Origin of the sequence: Streptomyces tatrensis, from assembly GCF_049310065.1 — a bacterium.
Classification (GTDB): Bacteria; Actinomycetota; Actinomycetes; order Streptomycetales; family Streptomycetaceae; genus Streptomyces.
This window is the reverse complement of sequence record NZ_JBMDLB010000005.1, coordinates 198,477-217,912: the sequence shown is the minus strand read 5'-3', so window position 1 is coordinate 217,912 and position 19,436 is coordinate 198,477. Positions and strand designations below refer to the sequence as shown.

The following is a 19,436-nucleotide window of genomic DNA, read 5'->3' as shown; positions in this document are numbered from 1 at the left end:
GCACGTTCCCGCAACCTTCGGGCGCCAGCCGCTCCGTCCGCCGTCCCTACCGCAGATGGGCTCTCGTCGTGACCAGTTCATCGTCCCTCGCCGTCGTGTCCGCCTCCCCGGTGCTCCTGACCGGGGCCGAGGCGGCCTTATGGCGTCACCAGCAGCGCCACCCCCTCAGCCCCGCCTACAACATCTGCGCGGCCGTGGAGATCGAAGGCCGGCTCGATCCCGCGCTGCTCCACGCCGCCGCCCGCACCGTCATCGCCCGGCATCGAGCCCTGCACTCGACGGTGGACGGCGGCGGGGAACAGCTCGTCTGGCAACGCCTCGGCATCGAGCCGCACTGGCGCACCGTCCCTGTCACCACGGCCGACCTCCGGACCTGGGCCGAGGGCTCGGGCGCCGCCGCGCTGGAGACCGAGGCCCGCCGCCCGTTCCTCGCCAGCGAGTTGCTGCACCGCCTGGTGCTGTGGGACCTGAAGTCGGCCGGGGCGCTCCTGCAGATCACCGTGCACCACTGCGCCTGCGACGGGTTGAGCCTGCGCCGCCTCGTCGACGAGGTCATCGCCGCCTACCGGGAGTCCACCGACGGGCCCGATGCCACGGCGGCCGACCGGGAGGTGCTGCCCTACCAGCCACTGGTCACGCCGGATGAGGCCCGTGACTTCTTCCGCCCCCGTCTGGACCTGGCGGAGTCCACCGTGCTGCTGCCTCGGGGCCGCAACCGGACGCGGACGGCGGACGACGTCGGCGTGCTCATGCAGCGCGTCCTGGACGTCACCGTCTCCGAGACCTCCGCGCGCGCCACGGAGGCTGGCGCGAGCCCGTTCGCGGTCGTGCTGGCCGGGATCGGAGCGGCGCTGTCCCGTTTCGGCGGCGAGAGCGAGGTGGCGGTGCGGGTGCCGTTCAGCCACCGCCTGCCCGACGAGGACACCGAGGTCAGCTACCGGGTCCGCGCTCTGCCCGTGCGGCTGCCTTCCGGTCAGGGTGAGTCCGTCGCTGCTCTCCTCGCCGAGGTCGGAGGTGAACTGCGCCAGGCCGCGGTGCACGCGGACTGGGGTGACACCGAGGCCCTCTTCAACACCGGGGTCAAGCCCGACGGAACCTCGGTGACGGTCGTGAACCAGCTGCAGCCGACCGGACTCCTCACCCACTACCGGGGCGAGCCCGTCGAGGCTGCCGGGCTTCACTGGCGGCGCTACCTGCTGCCCAGCAGGACGGCCAAGTTCGACCTGAGCGTCCACGTCGCAGCCCACGAGGGGCGCCTGGCACTGACCTTCGAGTACCGCGCGAACGCCGTCGATGCCCGTGAGCGGGAATGGTTCGCCGATCTCGCGGCCGCCGCGGTGACCGGCGCCGTCACCGCCAGGCTGGACGAGCCGGTCCCAGCGCTCGGCCACAGCCGTGGCGGGGCGGCGTCCGGGCGCCAGGTGCAGCTGCGCGGGCGCCGGGTGGAGGCCCCCTTCTTCGCGTGCGCCGCGGAGGATCCCCTTCGTATTGCCGTCGTCGACGACACCGTGGCCGGGGGCCAGGCGGTGACCTACGCACAGCTCGCCGCCGCGGCCCTGGCCGTGGCCGGGCACCTCACCGGGCTCGGAGCCGGCGCAGGCAGGGCGGTCGCGGTTCGTATGCCGCGCGGCGCCGCTTTGATCGCCGCCGTGCACGGCGTGCTCCACGCCCGCTGCGTGCTCCTGCTGTGCGACCCGGACCTTCCCCCGGCCAGGGCCCAGTTCATGCTCACCGACAGCCGCGCCCACCTGCTCATCGAGCCGGCGGCGGATGAGGGACCCGACACCCTGCGGGTCCTCGGGCAGGTGCTGCGCGTCACCGTGCTGATCGAGACCCCTGACCCGGTGCCGCTCGCCCTGGAAGGCGCGGCGACCCAAGCCGCGTACGTGATGTACACCTCCGGGTCGACCGGCCGCCCCAAGGGCGTCGCCATCTCCCACGCCGGGATCATCAACCGCCTGGCCTGGATGCAGCGCGCCTTCCCGATCGGCCCGGGCAACGTGGTGCTGGCCAAGACCCCGCTCAGCTTCGACGTGTGCCTGTGGGAGCTGCTGTGGCCGCCGATGACCGGCGCGACGGTGGTCGCGGCGCGGCACGGGCGGCACGCGGATCCCGCCTATCTCTCCGACGTCCTCGACCGGTACGCCGTCGACACGGTGCATTTCGTGCCCGCCATGCTCGCCGAGTTCCTCAACTCGGCAGCCGGGCGCCGCTTCCCGGCGCTGAAACAGGTGTTCACCAGCGGTGAGCGGCTGCCTCTCGCGCTCGCCCGGCGCGCCCAGACGCAGTTCGGGATCTGCCTGCACAACCTCTACGGGCCCACCGAGGCGTCGATCGACGTCACCGGATTCACCTACCGGCCCGGTGAGGGCCGGGCGTTCGTCCCGATCGGCCGCCCGGTGGACAACACCACGGTGCGCGTCTGCAGCGAGGACGGATCCGAGGTGCCCCTCGGGGCGGTCGGCGAGCTCGTGGTCGAGGGCGTTCAGGTGGCCCTGGGCTACGTCGGCGACGGCTCGCTGGATGCGGGCCGGTTCTCGGTGAGCCCGGAAGGCCAGCGCACCTACCGCACCGGAGATCTGGCCCGGTGGCGCTCGGGAGGGGTTCTGGAGTTCCTCGGCCGGGCCGACGACCAAGTGAAGATCAACGGGCAGCGGGTGGAGCTGGCGGAGATCGATGCCGTCCTGGCCGACCACCCGGACGTGGCGGCCGCCGCCGTCGCCGACCATGGGGAGGGGGCCGGGCGCCGCCTCCACGCCTACCTCATCGCGCGCGACGGGGCTGCGCTTGAGGTCGCTGACCTGCGGTCCCATGCCGCGGACCACCTGCCGGCATCCCTCATCCCCGCTGGGTTCACGGTGGTGCCGGAGCTGGCGTACTCGGCAAGCGGCAAACTGGACCGCACCCGGCTCACCGGCCTGTCCGGCCACGTCCTGACCGCCGCGACCATCCCCGCAGCACCCGCATCCGATGGGGCCGCCGAGCTGATCGCGGCCGTGGCCGGCGAGGTGCTGGACATGCCACAGGTCCCGGCCGGCGCCGACCTGTTCCACCTGGGCCTGGACTCCATCACCGCGCTGCGCCTGGTCGCCCTGCTGCGGCGCCGCGGCGTTGTGCTGGAGGTCGCCGACATCTTCGAGGCCCGCACCCTGGCCGCGCTCGCCGCCCGTGTGCGCCCCGCTCCCAGCAGCGCTCCGGGGCTCCCTGCCCTGACCGGACCTCAGGTGTCGGCCGCGCCGGTGGTGTGGAACGGGCACCGGGTGGCGGCACGGTTCCCGTTGTCACAGCTGGAGCTCGGCCTTCTCTACCACCGGCAGGCGAGCGCCGACTACCTGACTTACCTCACCTCCTACGAGCTCGATGGCGCCATCGATGCCGCGTTGCTGCGCGAGGCGCTCGCGCAGGTGGCCGGCAGGCACGAGTTCCTCCGCTCAGCGGTGGACTTGGCCGACCTGGCAGGTCCCCAGCAGGTAGTCCTGGAGGCCGTGGATGTGGAGGTGCTCGAGCACGACCTCACGGCGCTCTCTGACAGCGAGCGGGAGATGGCGTGGGGCCGGTGGCGTCAGGAGGTCCGTACCCTCCCGTTCTCCTGGGACACCGCGCCGCTGTTCACCTTCCATCTCCACCGCTTCACGCCGGGGACGGTCATGTTCTCCATCGTCGAGCCGTTCCTGGACGGCTGGAGCGTGGCCGTCCTCGGTCGGGACATCCTCGACACGTACGAGCACCTCGCCGCCTCCCGCGCGGGAACGCAGCCTCCCGCGACCGCGCGACCCCTGAACGGCCGGGCAGCTGCGTCGTACGGGCGCTTCGTTGAGTTGGAGGCCGCGGCCGCCACCGACGAGAAGGCGCTCGCTCACTGGCACGCGGTGGTGGGGCAGGAGGGCACGGCGTGGCGCCTGGCCCTCGCGCCGGGCGACCCGGACGTACCGACGACCTGGAGCCGGTGGAACCACCACCTCGACGAAGCCGAGGTGACTGCGCTCCGGGAGGCCGCGGACCGGCTGGGAGTGTCGCTGCGCACCCTGATGTGGGCGGTGCACATGCGCACCGTCGCCCTGTTCACGGGCCGGGAGCGCAGCGGGTCCGCCGTGATGGTCAACGGCCGTCCGGAAGAGGACGGCGCGGAGGACCTGGTCGGGCTGTTCTTGAACATGCTGCCCGCTGCGGTCGAGATCCGTCCCGGCACGACGTGGCGGGACCTGGTGGGCCAGCTGGTGGCCGCCGAGCAGTCCTCGTGGCGCTACCGCCGTACCCCGTACGCCGGGCTGCGGGCCCTGGTGCCCGGATTCGAGCCGAGCTGTGTGTTCAACTACACCGAATTCCACCGTTACCGCGACCTGTTCGACGACAGCGGCCGGGCCCTGCGCCTGCGGCAGGTCGCGGCGCTGGACCAGACGTATCTGGACCTGACGGTGCAGTGCTCGCTGGATCCGACCGGCCAGCGTATGCGCCTGTCGGTTGACCATCGCACGTCGGCCGTCACCGCGGCCGATGCGCGGCGGTTCCTGGACTGCCTGGTCCACGCCGCCCGCACAGCTGCCCGGGACGTGGACGCGCCCGTCGAGACGGACCGCCTCCCGGCCGCTGAACTCGCCCGTCTCGACCAGGTCGGCCGTGGCCCGGAACGTACCTGGCCCGCGGAGTTGTCCCTCGCCCGCATCGTGGAGGCGCACGCCACCAGCCGGCCGGACGCGGTGGCCGTCGAGGACGGCACCGAGTCCTACACCTACGAGGACTTGGCCGCCCTCAGCCGCACCTACGCCCACCAGATCCGTCAGCACACCGACAGCGCGCATCCGGTCGTGGGCGTGATGGCGTCCCGGTCAGCTCGCTACTGGGCCACCGTGCTGGGCATCTGGTGGGCGGGCGGCACCTACGTGGCGCTCTCGCCTGGGCTTCCGGCCGAACGCCTCCAGCAGATGACCGACCAGGCCACCGTGGAGCTGGTCTTCACCGACCCCCGCGAGCACACCGGCGCCACGGCAGCACTGCCCGGGGCGCTGACACGCCTCGACATGGGGGCTCTGCCTGCCGGGCCGGCGCCGTCGCTCGCCCCGCGTCCGCTGGCCGAGACCGCGTACGTGCTGTTCACCTCCGGCTCCACCGGCCGCCCCAAGGGCACCCGGATCGGCCCCGCGGAGATGGTCAACCACTGGTGGGCCAAAGCCAACCTGCTCGGCCTCGACGAGCTCGGCGTGGTGGGGCAGTCGGCGCCCGCCTCGTTCGACGTTTCGATCTGGCAGTTCGCCGTCCCGTGGCTGCGCGGCGGCCGCGTCGTCGTCCTCGACGACGCGGTCCTCCTCGACCCCGCCCGCCTGTTCCAGCGGCTCGACGAGCGCGGCGTGCGGCTGTTCGAGACCGTGCCCAGCCACCTGGCCGCGCTCCTCGACGCCATCGACTGCAATGCGGTGCCCTGGCCGAGGACCAGCAGCCGCCTCGACTGCCTGATGGTGACCGGCGAGGCCGTCCCCGCCGAGGTGTGCCGCCGGTGGCTGCGCGCGGGCGGGGCCCCGATCGTCAACGCCTACGGGCCCACCGAATGCGCGGACGACATCACCCACCAGCTGATCGACGACCCGGACATCTCCGGCGTGGTCCCGATCGGCCGGCCAATCCCGAACATCGTCTGCCAGGTCACCGACGAGCACGGGCAGCCGGTCCCCCTCGGAGCCGAGGGCGAACTCCGGGTGAGCGGCGCCTGCCTCGGGCTCGGCTACCTCGACCCCGACGATGAGCCCGGCCGGTTCATCCGCAACCAGCAGCACCGGGTGGTTGGCTACCGCACCGGCGACCGGGCCAGGTTCACCGAGCGCGGTGAACTGCTGTGGCTCGGACGCATCGACGCCGAGGTCAAGGTCCGTGGCCGCCGGATCGAGCTCGGCGACATCGAAACCCACCTGCGCACCCATCCCGCGGTCAAGGACGCGGCCGCGACCGTGGTGAGCGAGGGCGGCGGGCGGCTGCGCGCCGTCGTCGTCCCCCGCACCGGATACACCGTGCACAGCCGTGAGCTGCAGGCACATCTGCGAGAGCACCTGCCCAAGTGGCTGCTGCCCGACGAGATCACCCTCACCGCGGACCTGCCGCTGACCCCGCACGGCAAACTCGACCGCAACGCCCTGACCACCGCCCCCTACGCCCCCACCCCTCCCGCCCGTACCGCGCCTTCGCAGCCCGCGATGGCAGACCGGCCGGGGACGGTGGGGGAGGTCATCGCCGAGGAATGGTCACGGATCACCGGCCGTACGCCCGGACCGCAGAGCGACTTCTTCGCCGAGGGAGGCTCCTCCCTGGACAGCGTCCGTCTCACCGCCCGGATCAGCGCCCGCCTGGGGCGGCCGGTCACCGTGACCGACCTCCTCCACGCCCCGCGCCTCATCGACCTCACGCACCTGCTCACCCCGAACCGACCCACCGCCCCAGGACCGCTCCGGGCCCCGGCAGGAGTCGCCGGGGTCATCACCGCCACCCTGAACGATCCCGACGAGCTGCTCGGACTGGTGCCCGGCGGGCGCCTGGACGCGGCAGCGGTCGGCTACCTCACACCCGCCGCGCTCGCCCGCGCCGGCCACCCGGCCCACGAGATCCTTCACCGGCTCGGCGAGGCACCGGTACTTCGCCGCATCGTCGCCACCCCGTTCGGCACGGTCGGCCACTACCTGCTGCCCCTGCTCGGGGACGAGATGTTCACCGCTCCCGACCGGCTCGCCAACCTGATCGCCCGGGCCGCCGACCACGCGCACCGCCACGGGGCCGCCCGCACCGCGCTGACCGGTCTCATCCCCGCGGCCACCAAGTACGGCACGACCCTGCCGAGCCTGGCGACCGAGGTGACGACGGGGCACGACGTGACCACCGCCACCGTCGTCCTCAACGTCACCCGAGCCCTGAGCACGGCCGACGCCGCCTGGGCGGATCAGCATGTGGCCGTTATCGGGCTCGGCTCGATCGGCCGTGCCAGCACGGAGCTGCTGCTCCACGTGCTCGGCCAGCCGGCCGCCCTCACCCTCGTGGAGTCCCGCACCGCCGAGCACCGCCTGACCGCCGCCGAACACGCCGTCCGTGCAGCAGGCTACGACGGGCCGCTGACCGCGGTGACCGCTCTGCCGCACGAGGTGACCGGACACGTGGCCGGAGCCGGTGTGATCGTGGGGGCGGCGAGCGCCACCGGCCTCCTCGACACCCGCCTGCTCAACGCCGGCACGATCGTCATCGACGACTCCGCACCCCACCTGTTCGACACGGACGCCGCCATCGACCGCGCCCGTGCCGGAGAGCTGTACATCAGCGAGGGCGGCGTCCTGCAGTGGCCGGAGCCTCTGCGAGAAATCCGCTGGTCCCCGACCGATCCGCTCCTGGCCGACGGGCTCGGCGCACTGCGTGGATACCGGCCCAGCCCCCGCACCGCGATGGGCTGCCTGACCGCCGCACTGCCCGCCCTCACCGGCAGCCTGCCGCCGGTGCTCGGAGAACCGGCCCTCGACCAGACGGCCGAGGTCCACCGACACCTGACGCGGGCCGGTTTCGACGGCGCGCCGATGATGCTCGACGACACCCGCCTCGCGGGCGGTGAAGGATGACCGCCGCGCCCCCGTCCCCGTCCACCGACGTGCACGAGGCTCCCTCCGCCATATCCACCGGCGCCGTACGGCTGCTCTGCCTGCCCATGGCCGACCGGACACTGCGGCTTCGCCTGCACCTCGAAGGCGAAAGCCGCTACGGATCCGTCAAGACCCGGACCGCCCTGGCGCTGCTCGGCGCCCTGGAGGAGACGGGCCGCCTGCACCCGGGCGGGCACGTCGTCGAATCAACCTCCGGCAACCTCGGTATCGCCCTGGCCGGGCTGTGCGCCGAGCGCGGCTACCGCTGCACTCTCGTCGTCGACGACGCCACCTCCCCCTACAGCCTGCGTCTCATGGCCGGCCTGGGCGCCGAGCTCATCCAAGTGAAGACGCCAGACAGGGGCCACGCTGTCGCCGAACGCCTGCGCACAGTACGTGAGTTCCTCGCCGCCCACTCGCTCGCGGTGTGGACGGACCAGTATCACAACCCGGCCGGGCCCGCCGCGCACGCCGCCACGACGGGCCCCGCCCTCCTGCACCACGGGCGGCTCCCGTACCCGGACGCGGTGCTCGTGCCGGTATCGACCGGCGGGACCCTGGCCGGCGTCGCCACCTACGTCCGCGCCGAAGCTCCCGAGGTACGGATCTGGGCGGTGGACGCGGTCGGCTCCGCCGCCACCGGCCAAACTGCGGCCCCGAGACCGGACAAGCTCCCCGGCCTCGGGTCCGGCCTCACCTCCCGGCTCCTCACCGCCGAGCACTACGACCACGTGGCGTACATGACCGACGCCGACGCGGCGCTGACCTGCCGGATCGTCCACGCCCGCACCGGGATCGCGCTCGGCGGATCAGCCGGCGCCGCCGTCCTCGCCGCGATCACCACGGCCGCCCGAAACCCCCAGGTAAGGGATGTGGCGTGCCTGTGCCCGGACGGCGGCGACCGCTACCAGAACACGATCTACGCCCCCAGCCCGCCCCGCACCGCCCTCTGCGAACCGGCGACATCATCCGCCTCCGCCGCCCTCCAGCACCTGACCATGGAAAGAGAACCCGCCCGATGAACGACACCCTGCTGTACCTGGACGCCGAACGCGTCGCCGAAATGTTGGGCCGGTTCGATCCGCTGGAGGCGGTCACCGACGCGTTCCTCGCCGTACGGGCCGGCCGGGCCGGGATCACCCCGGAGGCCGCTCTGCGCTGGACGGCCGGCGACGCTACCGGCGCCCGCAGCCTCACGCTCCCGGCCTGGCATGAGCGCACCTACGGCTGCAAGGTCATCAACGCCTGCATCGGCAACCCCGACCGCGGCCTGCCCCGCGCCCACGGGCTGATCATCCTGTCCGATCCCGACACCGCCGCCCCCGTCTGCATCATGGAGGGCGCCCGCATCAGCGCCCTGCGCACCGCAGCCGTCTCCCTCACCGCGCTCCGCGCCGTCCGCGATCTCGCTGACCTGCGGCACGTGGGCCTCCTCGGCGCAGGCCGCCAGGCACGCACACACCTCGAACTCCTCGCCCCCAGGGCCGAGCTGCAGACGGTCACCGTCTACGACTCTGACCCGGCGCGCGGGGGGGAGTTCGCGGCGAACGCCCGCAAGGACCTGCCCGACACCGAGATCACCGTCGCGCAGCGGGCCGAGGACGCGGTCCGCGGGAGCGAGGTCGTCATCGCCGCCACCACCACGAACATCGGATACGTGCCAACTGCTTGGCTGGAGGCGGGGGCGGTGTTCGTGAACGTCTCCCTCGACGACGCCACCGAGGAACTGCTGCTCGGCTGCGACCACCTGATCATCGACGACTGGACCCTCGTCGCCGAAGACACCACGCGCCTGCTCGGCCGCCTCGCCCACGACGGACGCGTCACCGCCCCCGGCCACACGCCACCCCCGGGCGGCCGCCAGGTGGACGGGGAGATCTCCACGCTCCTCGCCGGCACCTACCCGAGGCCGATCGCCCCCACCGACCGGATCGTGATCAACCCCTTCGGAATGGGCGTCCACGACATCGCCCTGGCCGCCCGCGTCCACGCCGCCGCCCTGGCCTGCGGCACCGGAACCCACCTGCCCCGCTGAAGGAGACCCACTGATGGATCTGCTCAAGGCCGCCCTGGACGGCTTCGCCGTCCTCGCCCAGGACGTCACCGACCTCGAAGACGGCACGCTGCGCGCCTGCACCGTCCCCGGCTGGCCCTCCCCGAGCTTCTCACCCATCATCCACACCGGACCCCATACCCCCGGACCGCGCGAACTCGCCGCCGCCCGAGCCTTCTGGGACCAGCGGTGGGCCGGCGCCGCACCGACGGCCTGCCTCCTCGTCCCCGTCACCACCATGGCCACCCCTATCGACCTCGGTGGCGGCTGGCAGGCCGACGACCGGCCGCTCCACGTGATCGTGGAGGAGACCGGCCCCGTCGAGGTCACCCCAGACGACGCCACCACCGTCTGCTTGAGCACCCTGGGCAACGCCGAGACCGAGAAGGACTTCCTCCGTCTGGTCACCGCCTGCTTCCCGGACACCCGCACCGCCCCGGACAAGGTCCTCGCACAGCTCCGTGAGGCCGTCGCGCACACCGAGCTCATCACCCTCCACCGCGGCGCCGCTCCCGAGGCGGCCGCCGTATCGGCGCTCACCGTCAAGAACCGGACCGCGTTCCAGACCTGGGGAGCGGTCCCCGAGCCGAACCGGGGGCTGCGCCTGTCCCGGGTACTGCAGCAGGCCGCCCTGCGCCGTGCCCACGAGCTCGGTGCCACCGTGAGCGTCACCGTCACCCGCAACCCGCGAGTCATCGGCAGCGACCGCCCGCACCTGGACCTGTGGATGTACCGCAACACCCCGCTCGGGGAGAGCCGGTGACCGACGCCACCCTCACCGAAACCGCCCCGTTCACCGCCACCCTGCCCGAGGATCTGCGGCAGGTCCTGAACGGCCGGCCCGCCCCCGGTTCGGCCACCAGCCTCGGCCGGATACCCGAGGCGGAGGAACTCCGGGAGCTGTATCGGGCGATGCTCCTCGGCCGAGCGGTGGAGGACGCCGCGACCGCCATGGCCAAACAGGGCCTGATGGCCGTCTACCCCGCCGCCCGCGGCCAGGAAGCCTGCCAGGTCGGCGCCGCCGCCGCGCTCAAGCGCCCGGACTGGCTGTTCCCGACCTACCGCGACTCCATCGCCGTCATCTCCCGCGGCGCCGAGCCCGCCGAGGTCCTCGCCGGCCCCATCGGCCGCCGCCACCTCGGATACGACCCGTACGAGCAGCGCACTGCCCCGCTGTGCACGCCCCTGGCCACGCACGCACCGCACGCGGTCGGTTTCGCGCACGCCGCCCGCTACCGCGGCGAGAACACCGTCGCCCTCGTACTGCTGGGGGAGGGCGCCACCAGCGAGGGCGACTTCCACGCCGCCTTGACCTTCGCCGCCGCGTACCAGGCGCCGGTCGTCTTCGTGGTCCAGAACAACGGGTACGCGATCAGCACCCCAGCTCGCCTGCAGAGCGCGGCGCCGTCCTTCGCGCACAAGGGCATCGGCTACGGGGTCCCCGCCGAGCGCGTCGACGGCAACGATGTTCTGGCCGTTCTGATGACCGCGCGCGCCGCCGTTGAGCGCGCACGCGCCGGGGCGGGGCCGGCCCTCATCGAGGCACTCACCTACCGCATCGGACCGCACACCAGCTCGGATGACCCCACCCGCTACCGTCCGGCAGCTGAACCCGAGCCCTGGAAGGACAAGGATCCCCTCCACCAGTACGCCGCCTACCTGCACGATCACGGGATCCTCACGCCTGAGTATCTGGAGGGCTCCGCGCGGGCCGCCCAGGCGGCGGTCCGCAAGCTGCGGCTGTACGCGGAGGAGCCCTTCGTGCCTGACCCGGCCGATATCACCGCCCACGTCTACGCCGAACCGCCCAGCCACCTCCTCGCCCAGACCGCAGCCCTGCTGACGGAGGGGAGCGGAGATGACTAACTTCGCCGGCGCCCTGAACCAGGCGCTGCGGGACGCAATGGCCGACGACGACCGTGTCCTCACCTTTGGCCTCGACGTCGGCGCGAACGGCGGTGTCTTCCGGGTCACCGACGGTCTGACCGCCCAGTTCGGACAGCGGCGGTGCTTCGACACGCCGCTCTCAGAGTCAGGCATCGTCGGCTGCGCGGTCGGCATGGCCATGAACGGGCTACTGCCCGTGATCGAGATCCAGTTCGACGCGTTCGCCTACCCCGCCTTCGAGCAGATCACAAGCCACGTGGCCAAGATGCGCGCCCGAACCCGTGGTCGCGTCAGCCTTCCGATGGTGATCCGGATCCCTTACGGCGGCGGCATCGGAGCCGTCGAACACCACAGCGACTCCTCCGAGGCGTACTACACCCACACCCCCGGCCTGACCGTCGTCACGCCCTCCACCGTCGCCGACGCCTACTCCCTGCTGCGCGAGGCCATCGACCACCCAGACCCGGTGATCTTCCTCGAACCCAAGCGCCTGTACTGGACCAAGGACGACACCCCGATCCCGCGGCGCACCAAGCCGTTCGGCAAGGCCGTGATCCGCCGCCGCGGCACGACCGCCACGCTCATCACCTACGGCCCCGGCGTCGAGGTCGCCCTCGACGCCGCCGACCAGGCAACGGCCGCCGGCTGGAACCTGGAAGTCATCGACGTGCGCACCCTCGTTCCGCTCGACGTGGACACCCTGGCAGGCAGCATCCGCCGGACCGGGCGCGCGGTGATCGTCCATGAAGCGGCCGGATTTGGCGGGTACGGTGCAGAACTCGCCGCCCGGCTCACCGAAGCCTGCTTCTACCACCTCGAAGCACCGATCCGCCGCGTCACCGGCATCGACGCCCCCTACCCGGCCCCCCGACTGGAAGAGCACTACCTACCCGACACCGACCGCGTCCTTACCGCGGTGCACTCCCTGAACGAGTACGCGTGAACGGCCGGCCATCAGCGGTCCTTGACGGTGACGCCGAGCGCCTGGGCGAACGCCGGGGCGAGGTCCAGGAGCTGCGTGCTGCTGATGGTGGCCCCCTTCAACGCGTCGACCCCGTCTGCAATCCCCAGCGCCACGGCGCCGCGCAGGTCGACCTTCTTCATCTGCGCCTTGCCGAAACGCACGCCGTCCAGCGTCGAGCCGGGGAATGTCACGCCGGTCAGCTTCGTACCGCCGAAGTCGACGTCCCGCAGCAGGCAGTCGACGAACGCCACGTCCTGCAGCGTGGTGGTGCGCAGGTTCACCGAGTCGAACTTGCAGTTGAAGAAGGACACCCGGCGCAGCTCCGCGCTGAAGACCTCCACGCCCGCCAGGGCACTCGCGATGACTTCCACGTCCAGCCAGTTCGACTCGGCCAGATCGGTGCCGACCCAACGGACGGTGTGCAGCCACACGTCGTTGAACCGGGCTCGCCGCATGCGGCCCCCGGTGAAGTTGACCGAGGAGAACGCGGACTCGGTGAAGCGGGCACTGCCGGCGTCGGTGTCCGTGAACTCGTTTCCCTCGGCGTGGACGGAGTCGTAATCGCCCTCCCGCTCCAGCTCGCCCAGAAATGGCTCCAGGTAGCCCGCGTAGGGCAGGTCGGCAAGTTCTCGGGGAGCGGGCGCGGGCATGGCGGACCTCACAGGCATCGAAGACGGCACAGGCGAAGGAGGCCCACGGCCTGCACGGCAGCACGGGCCCAGAGGGGACCGCCTCAGGTTCGAAGGCGAGTCCCGGAAGGGAACGCCCCCGACTCTATCGGCGTAACTCACCCGCAGGAGAAGCAATGAGCCAACACACCACCACCACGATCCGAGTCCAGGGCCCGGTCGTGCACGAGGCGACGACCATCCCCTGGCAGCCCGCAGCTGTGGTCGTCGAAGGCAGCGGCCCCGTCCCGGTACTCGACTGGACCCGTGCCCACCTGAGCACCGTGCGTGCCCTGCTCTCCGACCACGGCGCGCTCCGACTGCGCGGCACCGACATCACCGCCGAGTCGTTCGGGCAGACGGTCGCTCTGATCGCCGACGCCCCGCTGCTGGAGTACGTCAACCGATCCACGCCGCGCAGCCGAGTCCACGGGCAGGTCTTCACCTCCACCGAGTACCGCCGTGACCAGGCCATCCACCTGCACAGCGAACAGTCCTACGCCGCCACCTGGCCGGCCGTGCTCGGCTTTTTGTGCACCACCTCCGCCACCAGCGGCGGCGAGACCCCGCTCGCGTCAACCGCCCAGGTCCTCGAGCACCTCCCCGCCGACCTTGTCGCCCGCTTCCAAGCGCACGGCGTCCGCTACGACCGCTGGTATCGGCCCGGGCTCGACGTCTCCTGGGCCGACTCCTTCCAGACCGAGGACCGTGCCGAAGTTGACCGCCTGTGCGCCGAGACCGGGCTCACCACCGAGTGGCACGACCACGGAACGGTCCTGCACACCATCCAGATCGCGCAGGCCACCCACGCACGGGTAGGAACGGGCCGCCTGGTCTGGCTGAATCAGGCCAACCTCTTCCACCCCGCGGCGCTGCCCGGCGATATCGCGGCCGCCGTACGGCAGCTGCCCACCGACCACCTGCCGCGCAACGCCACCTTCGGCGATGGAACCGCCATCCCGGACAGCGACATCGAAACGATCAACAAGACCTTCACCAACTGCAGCTGGGCCGAGCCCTGGCAACGAGGCGACGTGCTCCTCGTCGACAACACCGCCGTAGCTCACGGGCGCCGCCCGTTTCAGGGAAGCCGCGAAGTGCTCGTCGCTATGGCTGGAACCGCACCATGCAGAGGGTTTCGGACCGCTACTGCGGACACGGCGCGCGTCAGCGGTTCGCAGTGAGCCTCTGCCGAATGGCCGCCGCAGCCTGTGCGAAGAGCGGATGGTCCGGTGCGCGGGTGAGCAGATCCGACAGCGCGAACAGATCGAGCGCCTCGCTGATCTCCCGCCACCGGCCTGGCAACGTCCCGCCGGCCATCTCGTACGCACTGGGGAAATGGCCGGCGAAGCCCGGGGAGAGGTCATGGGGGAAGCGGAGCATGTTCCCGATGTCGCACAGGCCGGAGCCGGAGAAGGCGTACTCCCAGTCCAGGACCGCGGCCACGCGCCAGGTTCCATGGTCCCCGGGGCGCATGAGCACGTTCTTGGGGTTGAAGTCCGAGTGCACCAGCTGATCGGCATCGGCGGTCGCGGCCACCACCAGTGGCGCGGAACTGGCGGCGAGCTCCATCAGCGCCTGCTGTTCCGCCTTCGACAGCACCGCCGCGGCGTTCCCTCGAACCACGGCGGCTTCGACGAACGCAGCCAGGTCGTCATGATGCTCCGGCGGCGTCGCATCGGGCAGCAGGGACCCGTCGGAGAAGAAGCCGGGCCGACCGAACCGCACCGAGTGGATGGCGACCAGGACCTCGGCCAGCGCCTCGGCCAACGGCGGGCCGTCCTCTTCCGACGCGCCGGCGAACACCGAAGTCAACGGAACCCCGGAAGCGAATCGCATCAGTATGAACGGCTCACCCAACAGATCCCCACCGTCATCGGCGTAGATCACTTCGGGAACCGGAACTCGTTCCCGGACCCGCTCCATCAGAGCCGCCTCCACGGCACACGTGTTGCTCCGCGGATACCGCCGGAGCACGAACGACTTCCCCCGGTCGGTGCGCAGCAGCATGTTGTCGCTGCTGAATCCACCCGACAGGCGCCGCTCATCGACGACCTGTGCACCCCCGAGGACCCGTCTACTCAGGACATCCAGAACTCCGCGATCCATGGAGGAAACAGCGTCATCAGCCATAGGCAAGAGCCTGCCTCACCCGCCTCCGTAACCCCAATGGCAACACGCTGCCCCTACCTGCCGGTCGGGGAACGGACGGCCCTCTGGAGGCGCAGTGGACCAACTCCGACATCAGGTCCGCCGTGTAGTCCAGCCCGGTACCCAACGAATCAACGAACGGAGAACTCCCCATGAGCACAACACCCCGGCTCGCTGCGCCCGTGTCCAAGGGCGACCGGATCGGTATCGTCACCGTTTCAGCCCCGGAGCCCGCCGACCTGCCCGACGTCTTCTCCCGCGGCGTCCAGGCGCTCACCGGCCTCGGCTTCGAAGCCGTCGTGGGCGCCCATGCCACCGGGCGGTCCGGATATCGCGCCGGCACCACCGACGAGCTCCTGGACGACTTCCACCAGATGATCGCCGACCCTTCGATCGCGGCCGTGGTGTGCGCGGGCGGCGGAAGGAACTCCAACCGGCTCCTGTCTGGACTCGACCTCTCGCTGATTGCCGCCAACCCGAAGCTGATCGTCGGCGTGAGCGATCCCAGCCTCCTCCTCAACGCGATCACCTCGCGAACCGGCCTGGTCACCCTCCACGGGCCGTCGGTGATGTGGGACCTCGCGGCCCCGGACGCGCCCTGTGAGACGGCCGAGCATTTCACCGCGATGCTCGCCGGCCAGAGCGCCGCCGCCCGGATCGGCGCCCCTCTGACCTGGACCCGACCTGGCAGCGCCGAAGGCCCCCTGATCGCGGGCTGTCTCTCGTCGCTGCGCTGCCTGCTCGGCACCCCGTGGGAGCCCCGATGGGACGGCGCGATCCTGGCGGTCGAGGACGCCTTCAAGCCCACCGACGTCCTTGACCAGACCTTCACCCACCTACGGGACGTCGGGGTCTTCGACAAGATCGCGGGACTGATCATCGGGGAGAGCGTCGGCTGCGAGGCCACCGCGGGCATCACGGTCACCGCCATGGTTGACGAGCTGTGCCGCGAGTACGCCTGGCCCTTCGCCCACGGCCTGCCGTACGGGCACACCCCGCGCAAGTACACCCTGCCCATCGGCGCCACCCTGCGGATGGACTCCGAGGCAAAGCACCCGCTCACCTTCATCTCACCCTGGGTCGCCGCGTGAAGACCTGGCTCAGAAACCAGCGGCTCCGCTTCTTGCCGTACCCGATCACCGGGGCTTCCCCACCGGGTGCGCCAACCGGTCCAGGCATCCGTGCCAGCCGGTCCTCGATGGACATCGAACAGCCGCCGCGCAAGACCCTGATCGGGTGCCCTCAACTCCCCGTCCACTCCAACGTGTGAGTTCAAACGCCTCCAACCCCGAAGGGACCGCCCTGCACGCCGAGATCGCATATCAGTTCGGGAATTTCACCCTTCCGAGTCCGTTACGGCATCCGTCCGTACGAAGTTGTTCGGCCATCCACGCGGTTCCGCATCCATGCAGGGAGGCCCAGTGTCCTCAACGCCCAATCCCCACACGGCCTCCGCGCGATTCGAACACGGCGGGCCTGGATACCGGCCGGCGACGAAGGCGGTACTGCTCGCGCTGCGTCCTGATGGGCGCGTGGCGTTGGTCCGCCGGGCCCACCACCCAGACCAGGGCCAGCTCGCCCTGGTGAGCCGGCGGCTTGAGGCGGCGGAGTGGCTGGACGAAGCCGCCTGCCGAGGTGCCTCCCACACCTTGGGAATCCGGTTGGAGGTACAGGACGTCGAACTCAGCGGCCTCCTGCACTACCGCAGTGAGCAGGGCGCGGGCCGCCTGTGCGCGGTCTTCGCCGCACAGCGCTGGTCCGGGGACCCCCGCAACTGCGCCCCCGGCGAGTACAGCGAGGTGGTGTGGGCAGATCCCGGTGGGCCTCCGGCCGACTGCCGGCCGCTGACCCACGCCGTCCTCAACCAGTACGTCTCGGGCACGCTCTACGGCGCCCTCGCCATGCCCGCCGCTCCCACGACCGCGGGCACCGGCTGCCTGGACGGCTGAGCTCGGGCCGCACCCGGCTGAGTTACCCACCACGGACCAACCATGAACAAGGGGGACGAATGAGCGGCGAGGACAGCAAGGACTCACAGTCGACGGTCTCGGACTCGGAGCGGCTGCTTTTCGGCGGGGAGTTGGCGTACGACGTCGGCTGGGACCAGCACGAGGGTGCCTGGCTGAAGCTGGGCCTGTGGACCATGGCCAAAGGGTTACCCCGGATGGTCGGCACCGGGCTGCGCCTCGCGCATCTCGCCGACGCCCGCGCCCTGCGAGTGGTCCTCGGCGCCGAGGTGGGCCGCGGGGTCGTACAGGCGATTGGGCTGGTCGCCGTCAACGCGGTCCTGGGTCACATCCTCGCCGGCGGCGGGACGAACGAGCGCCTGACCAGTGCGTTCCCGGCGCTGATCGTCGTGGCCGTCGCCGCGTTGGTGGGTTCGCTGCTGCGGTCCGCGTCCACGGCCGCCACCGGTGAGCTGGAGCCGAAGGTCCAGCGGGTGGCCACCGAGCAGTACCTGGGGCTGGTGCACCGGGTGGAGCTCGCGGCGATCGAGGACGACGAGTTCCACCGGCTGCTGGACGCCGCCCGGTACGGGGCCGACTCGGCCCGGCGCATGATCCGGTACTGCACCAACACGTTGAACTCCGGGATCTCCCTGATCGCGGCGGCCGGCGTGATCACCGTTCTGCACGTCGGACTTTTGCCCCTGCTCGTGCTGATGACCCTGCCGAGCGGGTGGAGGGCGCTGACGATCTCCCGGCAGCGCTACCTCTCCTTTCACGCCTTCGTCCAGCACGCTCGGGCCGGACATCTGCTGGGGCAGTTGCTGACCCAGCGGGAGGCGGCCGCCGAGGTCCGCGTCCACGAGGTCGGGCCCTTCCTCCTCTCTCACTTCCGGGAGATGGCCGAGACGAGCGAGCGCGAGCAGACCCGCCTTGCCCGCAACGCGGCGAAGATCGGATTGATCGCCGACGGCGCATCCGGCGTCGCCACCCTGCTCACGTACGGGGCGCTGGGACTGTTCTTGTGGAGCGGGCGGATGGATCTCGCGGTCGCCGGCACCGCGGTCCTCGCCATCCGCACCGGCTCCTCCAGCCTGGACAGCCTCGTCGTGCAGATGGCCGACCTTCACCAGGAGTCCCTCTTTGTGGCGGACTTCGAGCGGCTCTGTACGGAGGCCAAGGCGCGGGCGATCCCGGAGAGCGGGGAGGACCTGCCGGTGGATGTGCGGGAAGTCCGCTTCGAGAAGGTCACGTTCACCTATCCTGGCAGTGGCGGCGAGACGCCGGAGCCGACCCTGCGCGAGGTATCGCTGGCGTTCCCCATGGGCAAGGTGATCGCCCTGGTCGGAGCGAACGGCTCGGGCAAGTCCACGCTGGTCAAGCTCCTGGCCGGCCTGCACCTCCCAGACGTCGGAGGCGGCACGATCTGGTGGGACGACGTCGATGCCGCCAAGGCCGACCGCAAGCAGATCTTCTCCCGCATCGCCCTCATGTCGCAGTCGTTCTTCCGCTGGCCCTTCACCGTCAGGGTCAACATCGGGATCGGCAGGCCCACCGCCCCCATCGACGACCAGGCAGTCCGGGACGCCGCCCTGTTCTCCGGCGCCGACCGGTTCATCGCCGGACTGCGCCGCGGTCTCGGCACGCTACTCGGGCGCGGCTACAAGGGCGGACAAGAAGCATCGGGCGGGGAGTGGCAGATGGTCGGGATCAGCCGGGCCTGGTACAAACGCGCCGGGATTCTGGTGGTCGACGAGCCGACGAGTGCCCTGGACGCGGTAGCTGAGCAGCGGGTCTTCGACCAGATCCGCGCGGTGGCCGCCACGGGACAGACCGTTGTCCTGATCACTCACCGCCTGCATTCGGTGCGCGACGCCGATGTCATCCACGTCATGAAGGACGGTCAGGTCGCCGAGTCCGGGACGTTCGCCGAGTCCGGGACGTTCGCCGAGCTCATGGACGAGAGCATCGGTACGGGCGAATTCCGTGACGCCTACCTGATTCAGGCCGCGGCCTTCGCCGACAGCGTGCCCGCTCAGCGGGGCCCCGCTGCCGATCGCGCGGAGGACCGGACGTGACTTCCGTGTCAGCGGCTCGGCGCCGCGCGGGGGCCGATATTCTGGCGGGCTGCCCGTCCCGGGGCGCCCGGGCGTCGCGGCTGCT

Annotated in this window: 12 protein-coding genes; 10 read left to right on the top strand and 2 right to left on the bottom strand. The window is 71.3% G+C overall.

All coding sequences use genetic code 11. The annotated features are described in order from the left end of the window. Nucleotides 1-68: 68 nt before the first annotated feature. From ACODT5_RS02540 to ACODT5_RS02515, 6 genes are read left to right on the top strand one after another with little or no spacing between them, the layout of a single operon-like run. Nucleotides 69-7,583 (top strand): amino acid adenylation domain-containing protein, encoded by a 7,515-nt coding sequence (locus ACODT5_RS02540; protein ID WP_422517506.1) that lies wholly within the window; start codon nt 69-71, stop codon nt 7,581-7,583. After that, nucleotides 7,580-8,626, top strand: coding sequence for a pyridoxal-phosphate dependent enzyme (locus ACODT5_RS02535; RefSeq protein WP_422517505.1), 1,047 nt, complete (start codon nt 7,580-7,582; stop codon nt 8,624-8,626). The genes ACODT5_RS02540 and ACODT5_RS02535 overlap by 4 nt, the downstream gene beginning before the upstream one ends. Beyond that, complete coding sequence (locus tag ACODT5_RS02530) at nt 8,623-9,639, top strand: ornithine cyclodeaminase (protein ID WP_422517504.1); 1,017 nt, start codon at nt 8,623-8,625, stop codon at nt 9,637-9,639. Before ACODT5_RS02535 ends, ACODT5_RS02530 begins: the two co-directional genes overlap by 4 nt. Nucleotides 9,640-9,652: 13 nt before the next feature. Continuing rightward, nucleotides 9,653-10,420 (top strand): hypothetical protein, encoded by a 768-nt coding sequence (locus ACODT5_RS02525; protein ID WP_422517503.1) that lies wholly within the window; start codon nt 9,653-9,655, stop codon nt 10,418-10,420. Beyond that, complete coding sequence (locus tag ACODT5_RS02520; RefSeq protein ID WP_422517502.1) at nt 10,417-11,523, top strand: thiamine pyrophosphate-dependent dehydrogenase E1 component subunit alpha; 1,107 nt, start codon at nt 10,417-10,419, stop codon at nt 11,521-11,523. The genes ACODT5_RS02525 and ACODT5_RS02520 overlap by 4 nt, the downstream gene beginning before the upstream one ends. After that, a complete protein-coding gene (locus ACODT5_RS02515; protein ID WP_422517501.1) occupies nt 11,516-12,487 on the top strand; it encodes an alpha-ketoacid dehydrogenase subunit beta in 972 nt (323 codons plus the stop codon). Before ACODT5_RS02520 ends, ACODT5_RS02515 begins: the two co-directional genes overlap by 8 nt. A gap of 11 nt (nt 12,488-12,498) precedes the next feature. Here ACODT5_RS02515 and ACODT5_RS02510 read toward each other — a convergent pair whose 3' ends face one another. Then, nucleotides 12,499-13,158 (bottom strand): pentapeptide repeat-containing protein, encoded by a 660-nt coding sequence (locus ACODT5_RS02510; protein ID WP_422517500.1) that lies wholly within the window; start codon nt 13,156-13,158, stop codon nt 12,499-12,501. A 155-nt stretch (nt 13,159-13,313) separates the two neighbouring features. On the opposite strand from ACODT5_RS02510, the gene ACODT5_RS02505 reads away from it, so the two are divergent. Beyond that, nucleotides 13,314-14,360, top strand: coding sequence for a TauD/TfdA family dioxygenase (locus tag ACODT5_RS02505; RefSeq protein ID WP_422517499.1), 1,047 nt, complete (start codon nt 13,314-13,316; stop codon nt 14,358-14,360). Here the strand turns inward: ACODT5_RS02505 and ACODT5_RS02500 are convergent. Next, on the bottom strand, nt 14,344-15,309 hold the full coding sequence (locus tag ACODT5_RS02500) for a phosphotransferase family protein (protein WP_422517498.1): 966 nt from the start codon (nt 15,307-15,309) through the stop codon (nt 14,344-14,346). The two genes, ACODT5_RS02505 and ACODT5_RS02500, sit on opposite strands and share 17 nt — an antisense overlap. A 170-nt stretch (nt 15,310-15,479) precedes the next feature. Here ACODT5_RS02500 and ACODT5_RS02495 point away from each other — a divergent pair, with 170 nt between their 5' ends. The 3 genes from ACODT5_RS02495 to ACODT5_RS02485 all read left to right on the top strand — a co-directional run bounded on the left by ACODT5_RS02495 (nt 15,480) and on the right by ACODT5_RS02485 (nt 19,351). Further along, a complete protein-coding gene (locus tag ACODT5_RS02495) occupies nt 15,480-16,418 on the top strand; it encodes a S66 peptidase family protein (RefSeq protein WP_422517497.1) in 939 nt (312 codons plus the stop codon). A 441-nt stretch (nt 16,419-16,859) separates the two neighbouring features. Further along, nucleotides 16,860-17,276, top strand: a complete 417-nt coding sequence (locus ACODT5_RS02490; protein WP_422517496.1) for an NUDIX hydrolase — start codon at nt 16,860-16,862, stop codon at nt 17,274-17,276. 59 nt (nt 17,277-17,335) lie between these two features. Continuing rightward, nucleotides 17,336-19,351 (top strand): ATP-binding cassette domain-containing protein, encoded by a 2,016-nt coding sequence (locus ACODT5_RS02485; RefSeq protein WP_422517495.1) that lies wholly within the window; start codon nt 17,336-17,338, stop codon nt 19,349-19,351. The last annotated feature ends 85 nt before the right edge of the window (nt 19,352-19,436 follow it).